Annotated in this window: 11 protein-coding genes; 3 read left to right on the top strand and 8 right to left on the bottom strand. The window is 64.8% G+C overall.

Going from position 1 to position 13,899, the window contains the following annotated elements; translation table 11 throughout:
* From L540_RS14425 to flhD, 8 genes are all read right to left on the bottom strand, one after another.
* Positions 1–967, bottom strand: a 967-nt coding sequence (locus L540_RS14425; RefSeq protein WP_048026456.1) for a Tar ligand binding domain-containing protein, incomplete at its 3' end; no start/stop codon positions are given.
* 54 nt (positions 968–1,021) lie between these two features.
* The gene (gene cheW / locus L540_RS14420; protein WP_043208437.1) at positions 1,022–1,525 is read right to left on the bottom strand and encodes a chemotaxis protein CheW; all 504 of its coding nucleotides are present in this window, start codon (positions 1,523–1,525) and stop codon (positions 1,022–1,024) included.
* A gap of 13 nt (positions 1,526–1,538) precedes the next feature.
* Positions 1,539–3,572 carry a chemotaxis protein CheA gene (cheA, locus tag L540_RS14415; protein ID WP_043208434.1) on the bottom strand — a complete coding sequence of 678 codons (2,034 nt, stop codon included), beginning with the start codon at positions 3,570–3,572 and terminating at the stop codon, positions 1,539–1,541.
* Between the two features lie 48 nt (positions 3,573–3,620).
* The gene (locus tag L540_RS14410) at positions 3,621–4,001 is read right to left on the bottom strand and encodes a response regulator (RefSeq protein WP_043208432.1); all 381 of its coding nucleotides are present in this window, start codon (positions 3,999–4,001) and stop codon (positions 3,621–3,623) included.
* Between the two features lie 8 nt (positions 4,002–4,009).
* On the bottom strand, positions 4,010–4,954 hold the full coding sequence (gene motB, locus L540_RS14405; RefSeq protein WP_048026454.1) for a flagellar motor protein MotB: 945 nt from the start codon (positions 4,952–4,954) through the stop codon (positions 4,010–4,012).
* 13 nt (positions 4,955–4,967) lie between these two features.
* Positions 4,968–5,843: a flagellar motor stator protein MotA gene (motA, locus tag L540_RS14400; RefSeq protein ID WP_043208429.1), complete on the bottom strand. Its 876-nt coding sequence runs from the start codon at positions 5,841–5,843 to the stop codon at positions 4,968–4,970.
* A 234-nt stretch (positions 5,844–6,077) separates the two neighbouring features.
* Positions 6,078–6,650, bottom strand: a complete 573-nt coding sequence (gene flhC / locus L540_RS14395) for a flagellar transcriptional regulator FlhC (RefSeq protein WP_043208428.1) — start codon at positions 6,648–6,650, stop codon at positions 6,078–6,080.
* Positions 6,651–6,679: 29 nt separating this feature from the next.
* Entirely contained in the window at positions 6,680–7,003 is a 324-nt protein-coding gene (gene flhD / locus L540_RS14390; protein ID WP_043208426.1) for a flagellar transcriptional regulator FlhD, read from the bottom strand.
* Positions 7,004–7,424: 421 nt separating this feature from the next.
* On the opposite strand from flhD, the gene L540_RS14385 reads away from it, so the two are divergent.
* The 3 genes from L540_RS14385 to L540_RS21250 all read left to right on the top strand — a co-directional run bounded on the left by L540_RS14385 (position 7,425) and on the right by L540_RS21250 (position 13,858).
* A complete protein-coding gene (locus tag L540_RS14385) occupies positions 7,425–8,168 on the top strand; it encodes an RNA polymerase sigma factor FliA (protein ID WP_043208424.1) in 744 nt (247 codons plus the stop codon).
* 190 nt (positions 8,169–8,358) lie between these two features.
* A complete protein-coding gene (locus L540_RS14380; RefSeq protein WP_043208510.1) occupies positions 8,359–9,426 on the top strand; it encodes a flagellin FliC in 1,068 nt (355 codons plus the stop codon).
* 160 nt (positions 9,427–9,586) lie between these two features.
* The gene (locus L540_RS21250; protein ID WP_053073222.1) at positions 9,587–13,858 is read left to right on the top strand and encodes an FkbM family methyltransferase; all 4,272 of its coding nucleotides are present in this window, start codon (positions 9,587–9,589) and stop codon (positions 13,856–13,858) included.
* Positions 13,859–13,899 lie beyond the last annotated feature (41 nt).

The raw sequence follows: 13,899 nt of genomic DNA, 5'->3' as shown, positions 1-13,899 counted from the left end.
ACGCGGCCGTCTCTTCCAGCGAGGCGGCCTGCTCTTCGGTGCGGCTGGACAGATCGGTATTGCCCGCGGCGATCTCGCCAGCGCCCACATTGATTTCATCCACGCCGCGGCGCACCGAGGACACCGTGCGCGTCAGGCTTTCCTGCATGCGCTTGAGCGCGGCGAACAGCTGGCCAATCTCATTGCTGTTGCGCACTTCCACCCGCGCCGTCAGATCCCCGCCGGCGATACGGTCGAAATGGCCGCCGGCCTCGCGCAGCGGCTGCAGCACGCGCCGGCGCAGGAAGACATAGGTCATGAAGACCAGCAGGGCCGCCAGCGCGCCGCCGGCGCCCACGGCCATGAGCACAAAGGCATAGCGCTTCTGGGCAACGTCATAGGCGTCCAGGAATTCGCCCGCGCGCCAGAAATCGAAAGACTCGACGGCCAGCACGAAACGGGCCTCCAGCGCATCCAGCCGCGAGGACAGCACTTGCTGGTAGGCCGCCATATCGCCCTGGGCCAGGGCGGCGATCATGGGCGTGAAAGCCTGGCTCACCAGCCCTTCATAGGTGGCCTCGACCTCCTTGAGGCTTTCCTGGGCGCTGTCCGGACGCGGCAGCTTGCGGAAATGCTCCAGTTCGCCCTGCGCGCGGTTCAAGGCCGCCTTGGCGCGTTCCAGCAGACCGGCCGCCTCGGGCGACAGGCCCGCCTGCGGCAAGGAAGGCTGGCCGATACCGCGGACAATCTCCGCGTAGTGCGACACGCCCACGCGGCCCAGGCCTTCCACGGTGTCCTTGGCGGCGGTGGCAATGCGCCCGACGGAATCGGTGATCGCCTGGGTCTGGCGGATATCCTCCAGCGTCCCGTTGCTTACACGCAGCGACAACACGCCCAAGGCCGCGCCAATGACCAGCATCAGCGAAAAAAAGGCCAGCACGCCCAAGAGGCTGCTGCGTATCGACAGATTCGCCAGAAAATTGCGCATAACACTCCTCAACCGCGATGTAAGGGCGGGAAGCCCCCCGCCTGGGCGCGCCCGCTAGGACGCGGCTTTCTCGACCAGCGCCATTTCGTCGCTGGTCATCAACCGCTCGATATCCACCAGGATGAGCATGCGCTCGTCCACCGTGCCCAGGCCGGTCAGGTACTCGGTCGACAGCGTGGCGCCGAACTCCGGCGCCGGGCGGATCTGGGCCGTGTTGAGCATGAGCACATCGGACACGCCATCCACCACGATGCCGACCACGCGACGATCCAGGTTGAGGATGATGACCACGGTCTGCTCGTTGTATTCCACGCTGCCCAGGTTGAACTTGATACGCAGATCGACGATGGGCACGATGATGCCGCGCAGATTGGTCACGCCCTTGATGAAGGGCGGCACATTGGCGATGCGCGTGACCGTGGCGGCGTCATAACCGCGGATTTCCTGCACTTTGAGGATGTCGATGCCGTACTCTTCCGAGCCCAGCGTGAAGACCAGGAATTCGCTGCCGGTGTCCTCGGCGCGGCGGTTGTGGGCGGATTCGGGTTTGGCTGCCATGGTTGGCTCTCCGTCAATTCAGAATGGCTTCAGGCTGGGCCCAGCGCTCGCGGTTGGCCCGAGCCAGGGCAAACACATCGACGATCAGCGCCACGCTGCCGTCGCCCAGGATGGTGGCGGCCGAGATGCCCGGCACCTTGCGGTAATTGGATTCGAGATTCTTCACCACCACTTGGTGCTGGCCCACGAGGTGGTCGACCAGCAGCGCGAAACGGCGGTCTTCGGCCTGCATGATGACGGCGATGGCCTGGGTGGGGTCGCTCTGCGCCTGGCCCACCGAGAACACGCGGTGCATCTCGACCAGGGGCAGGTACTCGCCGCGCACATGCATGACCCGCTCGTTGCCGGCCACCGTGTAGATCTGGTCTTGCTGGGGCTGCAGCGACTCCGTGACGTGGTTCAGCGGCAGGATGAAGGTCTCGCCGCCCACGCGCACCGACATGCCGTCCAGGATGGCCAGCGTCAGCGGCAGCACGATGCGGGTGGTCGTGCCCTGCCCCGGCTGGCTGCTGAGCTGCACATGGCCGCCCATGTCCTGGATATTGCGGCGCACCACATCCATGCCCACGCCGCGGCCCGAAATATCGGTCACCTGCTCGGCGGTGGAAAAGCCCGGCGCGAAAATCAATTGCCAGATTTCCTCGTCGGGCGAGTTTTCATTCACCGCCAGGCCTTGCGAAAGGGCCTTCTTGAGGATGCGCTCGCGGCTCAGGCCGCCGCCATCGTCGCTGACTTCGATGACGATGTTGCCGCCGTTATGCTGGGCCGAGAGCACCAGCTGCCCGACGGGGTCCTTGCCCGCGGCCACCCGCTTCTCGGGCGTTTCGATGCCATGGTCCAGGCTGTTGCGCACCAGGTGCGTCAAGGGATCGATGATGCGCTCGATCAGGCTCTTGTCCAGCTCCGTGGCGCGGCCATAGGTCTGCAGCTCGATCTGCTTGCCCATCTTGCCGGCGATGTCGCGCACCAGGCGCGGGAAGCGGCTGAAGACGTAGTCCATGGGCATCATGCGGATGGACATGACGGCTTCCTGCAGGTCGCGCGCATTGCGCTCGAGCTGCTCCATGCCGTTGAGCAGGCGGTCATGCAGCACCGGGTCCAGCGTGGACGCCGTCTGCGCCAGCATGGCCTGGGTGATGACCAGCTCGCCGACCAGATTGATGATCTGGTCGACCTTTTCCACTCCCACGCGGATGGAGGTCGATTCCTTGTCGGCGTGGTGCGCGGCCGCCTTGGGCGCGGCGGGGCTTCTGGCCGGCTCGGCGGCCGGCGCGGCCGGCTTGGCCTCGGGCTTGAAACCGGCCGCCGCCTGGGCGAAATCATCCACCACATCGCCCGCCGGCGCGGCTTCGCGGCGCAGCTCCATCTGGTCGGCATCGATGATGAAGCAGCACACGGCTTCGATATCGTCGGCCGAGCAGGTGGTCTGCACCCAGACCGTCAGGGTCTCGTCCTTGCGCTCGGCCGCCAGCACCTTGCCCAGGTTGCCCATTTCTTCCTGGATGGCGGCGGCGTCCTTGTCGGAGATCTTGCGGATATGCAGGCGCAGCGGCAGATCGCCGGCCGCCGATTCCGCGGCGGGCGCAGCGGGCTCCGGGGCGACGGGCGCAGGCGCGGCGGGGACAGGCGCGGGCGCGGCCTCGCCATGGCCTTCGAGCGCCAGCTGGCGCAAGACGGCGCAAATGCGTTCGAACACGGCGTCATCGGGCTCTTCGGAGGCGCGGTAGGCGTCCAGTTGGCTTTTGAGCACGTCTTTGGCTTCCAAGAAAGTATCCACCATGTCGGCGCGCAGCGGCATTTCGCCGCGCCGAATGGCGTCCAGCAGGTTTTCCAGCAAATGCGTGGTCTCGGCCAGCTTCTGAAAGCAGCCGAAGGTCGCCGCGCCGCCCTTGATGGAATGCGCGGCGCGGAAAATCGCATTGAGCTGTTCGATGTCGGGCGCACCGACATCCAGCTCCAGCAACAGCTGCTCCATCTGCGCGAGCAGCTCGTCAGCCTCATCGAAGAAGGTTTCGTAGAACTGACTGAGGTCCAGACCTGAACTCATGAACGGTATGCCTTTCTAAAGTGCTTGCCTTGGGGGCCCGCCCCGCGCCTACAACCCGGGCGGTTCGCCCAGCAGCTCCGAGGTCAACGCCACCAGCGTCTCGGGATCCAGCGGCTTGTTCAGCCACCCGCAGACACCGAGATCGCGGGCCGCCATCTTGCTGTCCACATCGTCTTCGGTCGTGAGCACCAGCACGGGAAGGTCCTCGTACCGGCGCTCGCCGCGCAGGCCCTGTATCAGGCCCAGCCCGCCCAGGACCGGCATATTCCAGTCGCTGACCAGCATGTCCACCGGACGCTGGCGCGCCACCTCCAGGGCCTCCTGCCCGTTGCTGGCGGTCAGCACCTGCCAGCCGGCCGAAGTCAGGGCCGCCTTGACGATCATCCGCATCGTTGCCGAGTCGTCCGCCACCAGAATCGTTGCCGTCATACCCGTCGTTACTCCTGCCGGGGTGCCCCCGCGCCCTGGCCCTGGTTGTGTTCCGTCACGGCGCGCCCGACGTCCTGCGCGTCGCGCGAGGACACATCGGCCGCGGCCGCGTTCTCCGCCTCGATGCGGCGCTGCGTTTTTTCATTGAGCACCACGAGGCTGATACGCCGGTTAACGGCAGCATAAGGATCATCCTTAACCAGGCTCATGCTGGAGGACAGCCCCTGCACCCGCAGGACCTTGCCTTCGTTCATGCCGCCGGCCACCAGTTCCTGGCGCGACGCATTGGCCCGATCGGCCGACAGCTCCCAGTTGCTGTAGGCGCGCTCGCCGCGCGCATACTGGGTCGCGTCGGTATGGCCCGCGATACTCAGCTTGTTGGGCAGTTCGTTGAGCACCGGCCCCAATTCGCGCAGGATGTCGCGCATATAGGGCTGGACCTGGGCGCTGCCGGTGGCGAACATGGGCCGGTTCTGGCTATCCACGATCTGGATGCGCAGGCCCTCGGTCGTCAGGTCCAGGAGCAGCTGCGGCCGGAAGCTCTTGAGCACCGGGCTGTTGTCGATCACCGACTCCAGGCGCCGCTTGAGCGATTCCAGGCGTTGGCGGTCGCGCCGGTCGGCATCGGGCTGGGCCTCGACGCGGTTGCCGTCGGCGCGGCGCACATCGCCCGAATCGCGCAAGGGATCGGCGCCGCCGCCGGGGATGGCGCTGGTCTCGGCCGAGGAGCTGGGCCCGCCGGTCAGCGCCACGCGCAGCGGCATGCGGAAATAATCGGCAATGCCCTTGAGTTCCTCGCGCGGCACGACGCTGATCAGCCACATCACCAGGAAGAAAGCCATCATCGCGGTGATGAAGTCCGCGTAGGCGATCTTCCAGCTGCCGCCATGGTGGGCCTTGGCGGCGGCGCGCTTGCGGCGGATCACCACGCGGTGATTATTGACCGTGCTCATGATTCAAACGCCTCTAGGCGCGGCCGGTGGCCGTGGTCTTGGCCTGGCGCACATGCTCTTCCAGCTCGCCGAAGGAGGGGCGCACGGCCGAGAACAGCACCTTGCGGCCGAATTCCACGGCCAGCTGGGGCGGATAGCCGTTCATGCTGGCCAGCAGCGTCACCTTGATGCACTCCAGCACCTTGACGGACTCCGAGGTGCGGCGCTCCACGCGCGAGGCCAGCGGCGCGACAAAGCCATAGGCCAGCAGCACGCCCAGAAAGGTCCCCACCATGGCCTTGGAGATGAGATCGCCCAGCACGGCGGGCGGCTGGTCCACCGCGGCCAGCGCCTTGATCACGCCCAGCACCGCGGCCACGATGCCGAAGGCCGGCAGGGCATCTGCCACCTGCTGCAGCGCATGGGTCGGCACCTCGCGCTCATGGCGGAAGGTCTCGATCTCCTCGTCCATCAGCGTCTCGATCTCGAAGGAGCTCATATTGCCGCTGATCATGATGCGCAGATAGTCCGTGATGAATTCCATCAGCTTCGGATCCTTCATGATGCGCGGATACTCGTTGAAGATGGGGCTGGACTGCGGATCCTCGATATGCGATTCGATCGCCATCAGGCCTTCGCGGCGGGCCTTGTTCAGCAGCACATACAGGAGCGCCATCAGCTCCATGTACAGGTCTTTGCTATAAGGAGCGCTCTTGAAGGCGCGGGGGATGGCCTGGCGCACCAGGTTGAGCGACTTGCGGCTGTTGCCGGCAAGAAAGGCGCCGATCGCGGCACCGGCGATCAGCGTCAATTCGAAGGGCTGGTAGAGCGCGCCCATGTGCCCGCCCAGCCCGATGAAACTGCCGACCACTGCGATGAGGACCACCGCATATCCGATAACTACCAACATATCAGGCCCCTGCCATCGAGTCTAAAAAATGCCCATGCGCCGCGCCCACCGCGTGGGCCTGCCGCCCTTGCCGGGCGGCGGTTCCCTCCCGGAAGCAGCCCGGCGATTGAAAAAACACCGCCAATGATCGCCCGGCTCCCCCGCCGCAAAAACGCGGGTTACGGGGAGAATTCAGCGGCTTTTGACGTATTTGGTCTCCCTTAAGGACGCCGGCGGCAAGCCGTATGGGCCCGATCAAGACCCCGCCAAGGCCCGGGCGCCGGCGCGCGCCCGGGCAGCGGCCCGGGTCTTGCCCGCGCGCGGCGGCGGACGGCAGATCGCGCACACGAAATCGCCCTGGGGATCATGGGCATGGGCAATGAAATGCCCCCCGCACTGGCGGCAGGCCGACAACTGCAGCATGCCGCTGTCAAAGAAGCGCACCAGCATCCAGGCCCGCGTGAAACTGAGCACCGGCTCGGCCGTGGGCGCCCCGGAGGTGTCCACCGCGGCATGCTCGAGATAGAGGCGATAGGCGTCGATGACCGCCCGTATGCCCTTGCTGTTGGTGCGCGTGTTCAGAAACGAAAACACGTTGTAGAACAGCGAGGAATGGATGTTCGGCAGCCAGGTCATGAACCAGTCCACCGAGAACGGCAGCATGCCCTTGGGCGGCGAGCAGCCGCGGATTTCGCGGTACAAACGGGCCAGCCGGTCGTGGCTCAAGCCCGTTTCGGCTTCCAGCACCTGCAGCCGCGCGCCCAGCGTGATCATGGAACTGGCCAGCAGGATCTCATCGGCTTCCTGGGCGACGCTCTTCATCGCCATGCCGCCTCTCCCTTGCTCCGCAAGCCCATTTACGCGATCTCTTCGACGGGCTGCTTGGCCAGCAGAATGGTGGCGTGCGCCTGTTGGAGCGCGCCGCCCAGCACATCCTGCGTCAGGGCCGACAGCAGGCTGTAGTCATCAAAACGGAAACGGCACAGCAAAGAACTGGAACTGGCCAGCTTGACCAGTTGCGCGGGCGACAAGCGCATCAGGATGTCGGCCACTTCATTGCTGAAACCCAGGCGGAACATGGAGGCTGCATAGTCGTCGCGCAGCATGCGCTGCGCCAACAACAGATAAGACAGGTTGACCTCGCGGATGTCCGCGAGCAAGGAACTGTCAGCAGTGTTCACTTTTTACTCCTGTGACTAAGACATTGGCATCAGTCGGGGTCACGCAGCCCAGTCCGCACCCCCCGAAACCCGTGCGCGGACTTGTTTTTTCGTCTTAATGCGAAATGTATCAGTTGATCGCAATTTGCATGCAATTTACCATGTTCACTGTCATTTTCTATGACTTTTATGACTAAACATTGATTTTTTTCATTATTTCCATAAACCGTGGCGACATTTGTTACAGATGTTGCGCATATTACATCGCAAATTCGTAAATAAACGCTCAAAACGTTGCGTACTTACCCGAATGAATCGCCGCGATTTGTCGACAATTCCCGGGTGGACAAGGCTGTCCAGCAACCTGACCACCCGCTTCCTGGCTGTTGCAGCGCTGCAACAATGTGACCTGCATCCGCAAGAACCTGTCGTCTAGACCTGAATGCCCAACGCAGAAGAAAGCCTGGTCCAATACTCGCCGCTCGTGCGCAAGCTGGCCCTGCAATTGCTTGCCCGCCTGCCGGCCAGTGTCCAGCTCGATGATCTGATCCAGGCCGGCATGATCGGCCTGCTCGATGCCGTGCGCCGTTACCAGGAAACGCCGGACGCCCAGTTCGAGACCTACGCCACGGCCCGCATCCGGGGCGCCATGCTCGACGAGCTGCGCAGCCAGGATTGGCTGCCGCGCAGCGTGCGCAGCAAGAGCCGCCGCATCGAAGGCGCCATCCAGCGCCAGGAGCAACGCCTGATGCGCCCGCCCACCGAGACCGAGATCGCCCAGGAACTGGGCCTGCCCCTGGACGAATACCAGTCCATGCTTTCGGACGCCCAGGGCATACAAATCCTGCATTACGAGAACATCGGCGGCGAAGGCGAAGCCGGCGAGGCCGATTGGCAGGAAGGCGGCGCCGAGGGCGGCAGCAATCCGCTCAACGCCCTGCTCGCCTCCGACCTGCGCGCCAGCCTCATCCAGGCCATCGAGCGCCTGCCCGAGCGCGAGCAGCTGCTGCTCTCCCTCTATTACGAGCAGGGGCTCAATCTCAAGGAAATCGGTGCCGTGCTCAACGTCACCGAAGCCCGCGTCTGCCAGCTGCGCTCCCAGGCCACCGCGCGCCTGCGCGCCTCCCTGCAGGAAATGGCCTGGGCCAAGCTGCCCGAGCCCCAGCTCCTGTCCCACGTCATCTGAACGCCCGCCCTTTTCGGCCGCGCCGAAAAAAAAGTTGTAACTCGCCCGCAAGCCCCTAAAGATCCCCCAGGCGGGGACGTTATCCAGGCAGCGGGAGATGCGCGGCGTCAAACACAACGACGCATCCCCGCAGATGATGGGCGGCCCCGCTGCCCAGTTTGAAGAAGCCTTTCTCTCTTGGGAGCTACTCATGGCTGCTGTTATCAACACCAACTATCTGTCGCTGGTTGCCACCAACAACCTGAACAAGTCGCAATCGGCCCTGGGCACCGCCATCGAGCGCCTGTCCTCCGGCCTGCGCATCAACAGCGCGAAGGACGATGCCGCCGGCCAGGCCATCGCCAACCGCTTCACCGCCAACATCAAGGGCCTGACCCAGGCCGCGCGCAATGCCAACGACGGCATCTCCATCGCCCAGACGACGGAAGGCGCGCTGAACGAAATCAACAACAACCTGCAGCGCATCCGCGAACTGACGGTGCAGGCCGCCAACGGCACGAACTCCAAGACCGACCTGGAATCCATCCAGGCTGAAATCACCCAGCGCCTGGACGAAATCGACCGCGTGTCGGCGCAGACCCAGTTCAACGGCGTGAAGGTCCTGGCCTCCGACCAGACCCTGACCATCCAGGTCGGCGCCAATGACAGCGAAACCATCGAAATCAACCTCAGCAAGATCGACAAGGGCACGCTGGGCCTGAATTCGCTGGACGTCAACAAGATCGCCAAGAACGTCAAGGCCGGTGGCTTTGCCGATGGCGCCACCATCGCTGCCACCAACGCCACGTTCGCCTACACCGGCGCGGGCGCCTCCATCAACGAGCAGGCCGTCCTGAAGGGCAATGACGGCAACTACTACGTCAAGGACGACAAGGGCGATTTCTACGCTGCTTCCGTGTCGGTGGCTTCCGCCGGCGCCGCTACGGTCTCCGTCAGCATCTCGACGAGCGTCGCCATCTCGGCCGCGTCCGTGTCCGCCGTTGGCCTGAGCCCGCTGGCCGACATCGACACCGCCCTGCAGAAGGTGGACAGCCTGCGCAGCGACCTGGGCGCGATCCAGAACCGCTTCGAATCCACCGTGGCCAACCTCAACAACACGGTGAACAACCTGTCGGCCGCGCGTTCGCGCATCGAGGATTCGGACTATGCGACCGAAGTCTCCAACATGACCAAGAACCAGATCCTGCAACAGGCTGGCACCTCGGTCCTGGCCCAGGCCAACCAAGTGCCGCAAACGGTGCTGTCGCTGCTGCGCTAAGCCCGCGGCGCGCGGCAACTGACCGCGATCGGCAAACCGGGGGACGCAAGTCCCCCGGTTTTTTTGCTGCGCAATTAAGGCCTTTTTGCCGCGCTCACCGCCGGATTGGGCTGGCCGCGGCCCGGGTAAGCTGCCCCACTCCCTCCATCAGGCTATGAGTATGGCCCGCTACGCCACGAAACGCAGCGCCGTCAAGACGCTTCCCTCCCCGCTTCCCGCCCTGGAACAGGCGCTCAAGGCCACGCAAACGCGGCCCGGCGACCCCCAGGCCTGGCACGCCCTGGCGCGCCGCCACCTGGCCGACGGCCAGCTGGACCTGGCCGAAGAGGCCCTGGCCGCCTGCCAGCGCCTGGACCCGGACTTCGCGCCGGCCTGGCTGGAGCTGGGCCGGCTGCACCACAAGCGCGGCAATCCCCAGCGCGCCGTCCAGGCCTTCGATCACGTCCTGCAGCGGCAGCCGCGGAATATCGAGGCCTTGCACGGCCTGCTGGAGCTGGCCAATGGGCGCAGCGATTATGCCCAGGTGCTGACGCTGGCCGAACGTATCCTGGCGGTCGCGCCGGACAATACGCCGGCGCTGCAGCGCAAATGCCAGGCCTTGCACCGCAGTCACCGCTTTGACGAAGCGCTGCAAGTGGCGCGCTGGCTGATCACCCATGCGCCGCAAGGCCGGGCGCTCTTCTATAACGATCTGGGCAATATCCAGCGCGATCTGGGCGAACTGCAGGCCGCCGCCCGCTCCTACCAGCGCGCGGCCGAGCTCACCCAGGTCGACCCGGTGCCGCTGTCCAACCAGATCACCCTGGCCCACTATCTGCCCGAGAGCCGTCCCGAGGATATCCTGCGGCTGTGCCGGGCCTGGGGCCGGCAATACGCGCCGCGCAACGCCACCACGCGGCCCGCGCCCGCCGATCTCTCGCCCGGCCGGGTGCTGCGCGTGGGCATGATTTCCGATGGTTTTCGCCAGCATCCAGTGGGCGCCATGATCACGCCCGCCCTGGAACACCTGGCGCAATATGGCCTGGAGCTGTACTGCTATGGCAGCAGCGGCGTGATAGACCCCATCACCCTGCGCATCATGGCGCTGGCCAAGCGCTGGACGCCCATCGCCAGCTTCAGCGACGCCGAGCTGGCCCAGCGCCTGCGCGACGATGGCATCGACATCCTCATCGACCTGTCGGGCTTTAACGCCGGCACGCGCATGCGGGTCATCGCCATGGAGCCTGCGCCGCTCATCGTCAAATGGGTGGGCGGCCTGATCAACACCACGGGCGTGGAGTCCATAGACTATCTGATCACCGACAGCATAGAATCGCCGCCGGGCAGCGACGCGCTCTATACCGAAAAACTGATACGCCTGCCCGACGACTATATCTGCTACCTGCCGCCCGCCCAGCTGCCCGATTGCGCACCGCCGCCCTCGGCCAGCAAGGGCTATATCACCTTCGGCTGCTTCAACAACCCGACCAAGATCAACGACGTCCTGCTGGCCGAATGGGCCCGGCTGCTGGACGCGCTGCCGGATTCCCGCCTCTTCCTCAAGGGCGCGGCCTTCGGCGCCGAGCATAAGCGCCAGCGGGTGCTGGACGCCCTGGCACGCCACGGCATCGCCGCCGAGCGCATCCGCATGGAGGGCCATTCCAATCACCTGGATTTGCTCAAGGCCTATCACGAGGTCGATATCGCCCTGGATCCCTGGCCCTATTCGGGCGGCCTGACCACCTGCGAAGCGCTGTTGATGGGCGTGCCCGTGGTCACCCTGCCCGGCCCCACCTTCGCGGGCCGGCACTCGGCCACCCACCTGGCCAATGCCGGCCTGCCCGAGCTTGTGACCGACAGCTGGGACAGCTATCGCGCGCGCTGCCTGGAACTGGCCGGCGACGCCCAGGCGCTGGCCGACATACGCCAGCATCTGCGGCGCGTGCTGCTGGAGTCGCCGGTATGCGACGGGCCGCGCTTCGCCCGCCACCTGGCCGACGCCTTGCGCGGCATCTGGCAACGCTATACCGAGGGCCGGCCGCGCGCCGCCCTGGCCTTCACGGCCGAGGGGCAGCTCTGGTTCGAGGACGAGGACGCGCCGCGCGCCATCGTCCATCCCGAGGCGGCCGCCGGCCAACGCGGCTTCAACTTCAGCCTGGCCGGCAAGATCCATGCCCTTGACCATGGCGGCCTGCTGGCCAGCGAGCCGAATTTCGCCGGCCTGGCGCGCCTGAAGACCCTGAACACCGTGGTCATCGATCCGGCCACCCGGCTGGCCGATTCGGCCGCCCTGCTGGCCGCCCAGACCATACAGAGCTATCACGGCCATATCGCCCTGGGCGACGGCCTGCCCGCCACCCTGCACGCCTGCCTGGACCCGGCCTTCAGCGGCACGCTGCCGCCCGCGCCCGCCGACGAACTGCCGCCCTGCTGGCGCCCGGGCGCCAAAGTGCTGGCGCCCCTGCCGATTGCCACCGTGCCCCTGGACGAGGTCCAGGGCCTGGAGCGGGTGGACTGGCTGGTGCTGGCCCTGGGCCACGACAACGCGGCCATTCTGCGCGGCGCGCGGCGCACGCTGCAAACCGCCCTGGCGGTCCAGGTGCGCGTGCCCTTCGTGGCAAGCCATGCGGGCCAGACCAGCCTGGACGCCTTGCGCCCCTTGCTGAAAGAAAGCGGCTTCCAGCTGCTGCGCCTGCGCAACCAGCACCACCACAACTACCTGCCCGGCGACCGGGATCTCTTCGACCCCGGCCAGGGTTCGCTGCTGCTCTATGCCGACGCGGTCTATGTCCCCAACCGGGCGTTGAACGACGCGGAGAAGATGCGTCTGGCATTCATCATGCACGCCGCCTATGGCCTGCATGACTACGCCTACAGGCTGATCGAGGAATCCAATCCGCAGTTGGCTCAAGCCTATCTGGACGACATCGTGGGCGATAGGACGGACGCGACGGACGCGCGGCCCGCAGTTCCGGCCGCCATCGTGCGCCCGGCGGCGGTCCGGCATTCGCTGCCGGGCCGTCTGGTCATCTCGTTGACTTCCTATCAAAAGCGCTTCGCGGTCTTACCCAAGACCTTGGAAACGCTATTGCGGCAATCTGTGCAAGCGGATCGCATCATCCTGTGGATTGCCGAAACTGAGCGCAATCTGCTTCCGCCAGACGTATTGGCCCTCGCATCCCAAGGAATCGATATCCGCTATTGCGAGGATTTGAAGTCTTACAAGAAAATCGTTCCCACCCTGTGCGAGGAGCCGGAGGCCTTCATCGTCACGGCGGACGACGATATCTGCTATCCGGAACACTGGCTGCGCGATCTGTGCGCAGCCTGGAGCGGCCCTGAGGTCATCGTGGCCTGGCGCGCCCACAAGATCGCGCTGGATAAAAGCAAGCGCCCCCTGCCCTATGCCAATTGGGAATGGGAGTTCAGCGGTTCGACGAGCCCGTCCGAATTGCTCTTCCCGACCACCGGGGCCGGCGTGCTCTATCCTCCGCATGCCTTTCATGCTGATATCGGCAAGGTGGAACTATTCACCGACCTATGCCCGACCGCCGATGACGTCTGGCTTTACTGGATGATCCGGCTGGCGCGTCGCACCGTGCGCGTTGTCGGCCCTCGAATGGCGCTGAAAACATGGACTGGCAGTCAGGACGAATCCTTGTGGCATCAAAATCTGTTGCAACATGGAAACGACGCACAGATCACCAAAATGGTGGCGCGCTATGGTTTCCCCTCGGGCCGTCTCAACGCTGCTCAAGCTCAGGCTCTGACCCAGAACCTGCCTGTCGCCTTTCAATTTAGAGAAACAACCGTACGCTTCGCCTTGCCTGACAAGGACGATCATATTCAGCGCTTCATCCGCAGCAGCCTATCCTTCTATGAACTGCAGATGTTGCTCGACATTGCCGCGCGGGTCAGGCCCGGCACGGTGATATTGGATATCGGCGCCAACATCGGCAACCATACGGTGTTTTTTGGCCTGTTCTGCCAAGCCGGTTTGGTCATGTCGTTTGAACCCCAACCTGCCGTGTATCAGACGCTGCGCAGGAATGTATCGCTCAATGCGCTGCAAGACTGCGTCAAGACCTTTCCGGTGGGTCTGGGAAGACAGGCCCGCCGCGCCCGGCTTGGTCAGGTCGATCCCAACAATATCGGCATGACCAAACTCGATCTCGCCGCAGAGGGCGACATCGAAGTGCGAGTGCTCGACGAGTTGCTGCATGAGCTTGAAAACCCGCCCGAAGTCTCGGTGATCAAGATCGACGTCGAAGGAATGGAGCTCGACGTCCTCCGGGGAGCCGGCCTGTTGTTGAAATCGCAACGGCCAATGATTTACGCCGAGGCGGCCACTGAAGCGGAACTCGCTTCCCTGAGGAACTATCTCGAACCCATGGGCTACCGCGTGCTGAATCGATTCAACGCGACCGCCACCTATCTCTTTGCCTGCGACTAGACGTTCTCAACTGGCGCCAGTGCATCCTTGCCCCGCGATCG

The sequence above is a fragment of the Bordetella pseudohinzii genome (genome assembly GCF_000657795.2).
Lineage (GTDB): Bacteria > Pseudomonadota > Gammaproteobacteria > Burkholderiales > Burkholderiaceae_B > Bordetella > Bordetella pseudohinzii.
The sequence above is the reverse complement of the archived record's forward strand: the minus strand, read 5'-3'. Positions and strand labels throughout refer to the sequence as shown.

Excerpts from the sequence above, each read along its gene's own strand:
- cheW (WP_043208437.1), bottom strand. The coding sequence starts at position 1,525 with ATGGCAGCCAAACCCGAATCCGCCCACAACCGCCGCGCCGAGGACACC.
- cheA (WP_043208434.1), bottom strand. The coding sequence starts at position 3,572 with ATGAGTTCAGGTCTGGACCTCAGTCAGTTCTACGAAACCTTCTTCGAT.
- L540_RS14410 (WP_043208432.1), bottom strand. The coding sequence starts at position 4,001 with ATGACGGCAACGATTCTGGTGGCGGACGACTCGGCAACGATGCGGATG.
- motB (WP_048026454.1), bottom strand. The coding sequence starts at position 4,954 with ATGAGCACGGTCAATAATCACCGCGTGGTGATCCGCCGCAAGCGCGCC.
- motA (WP_043208429.1), bottom strand. The coding sequence starts at position 5,843 with ATGTTGGTAGTTATCGGATATGCGGTGGTCCTCATCGCAGTGGTCGGC.
- flhC (WP_043208428.1), bottom strand. The coding sequence starts at position 6,650 with ATGGCGATGAAGAGCGTCGCCCAGGAAGCCGATGAGATCCTGCTGGCC.
- L540_RS14385 (WP_043208424.1), top strand. The coding sequence starts at position 7,425 with ATGCCCAACGCAGAAGAAAGCCTGGTCCAATACTCGCCGCTCGTGCGC.
- L540_RS14380 (WP_043208510.1), top strand. The coding sequence starts at position 8,359 with ATGGCTGCTGTTATCAACACCAACTATCTGTCGCTGGTTGCCACCAAC.
- L540_RS21250 (WP_053073222.1), top strand. The coding sequence starts at position 9,587 with ATGGCCCGCTACGCCACGAAACGCAGCGCCGTCAAGACGCTTCCCTCC.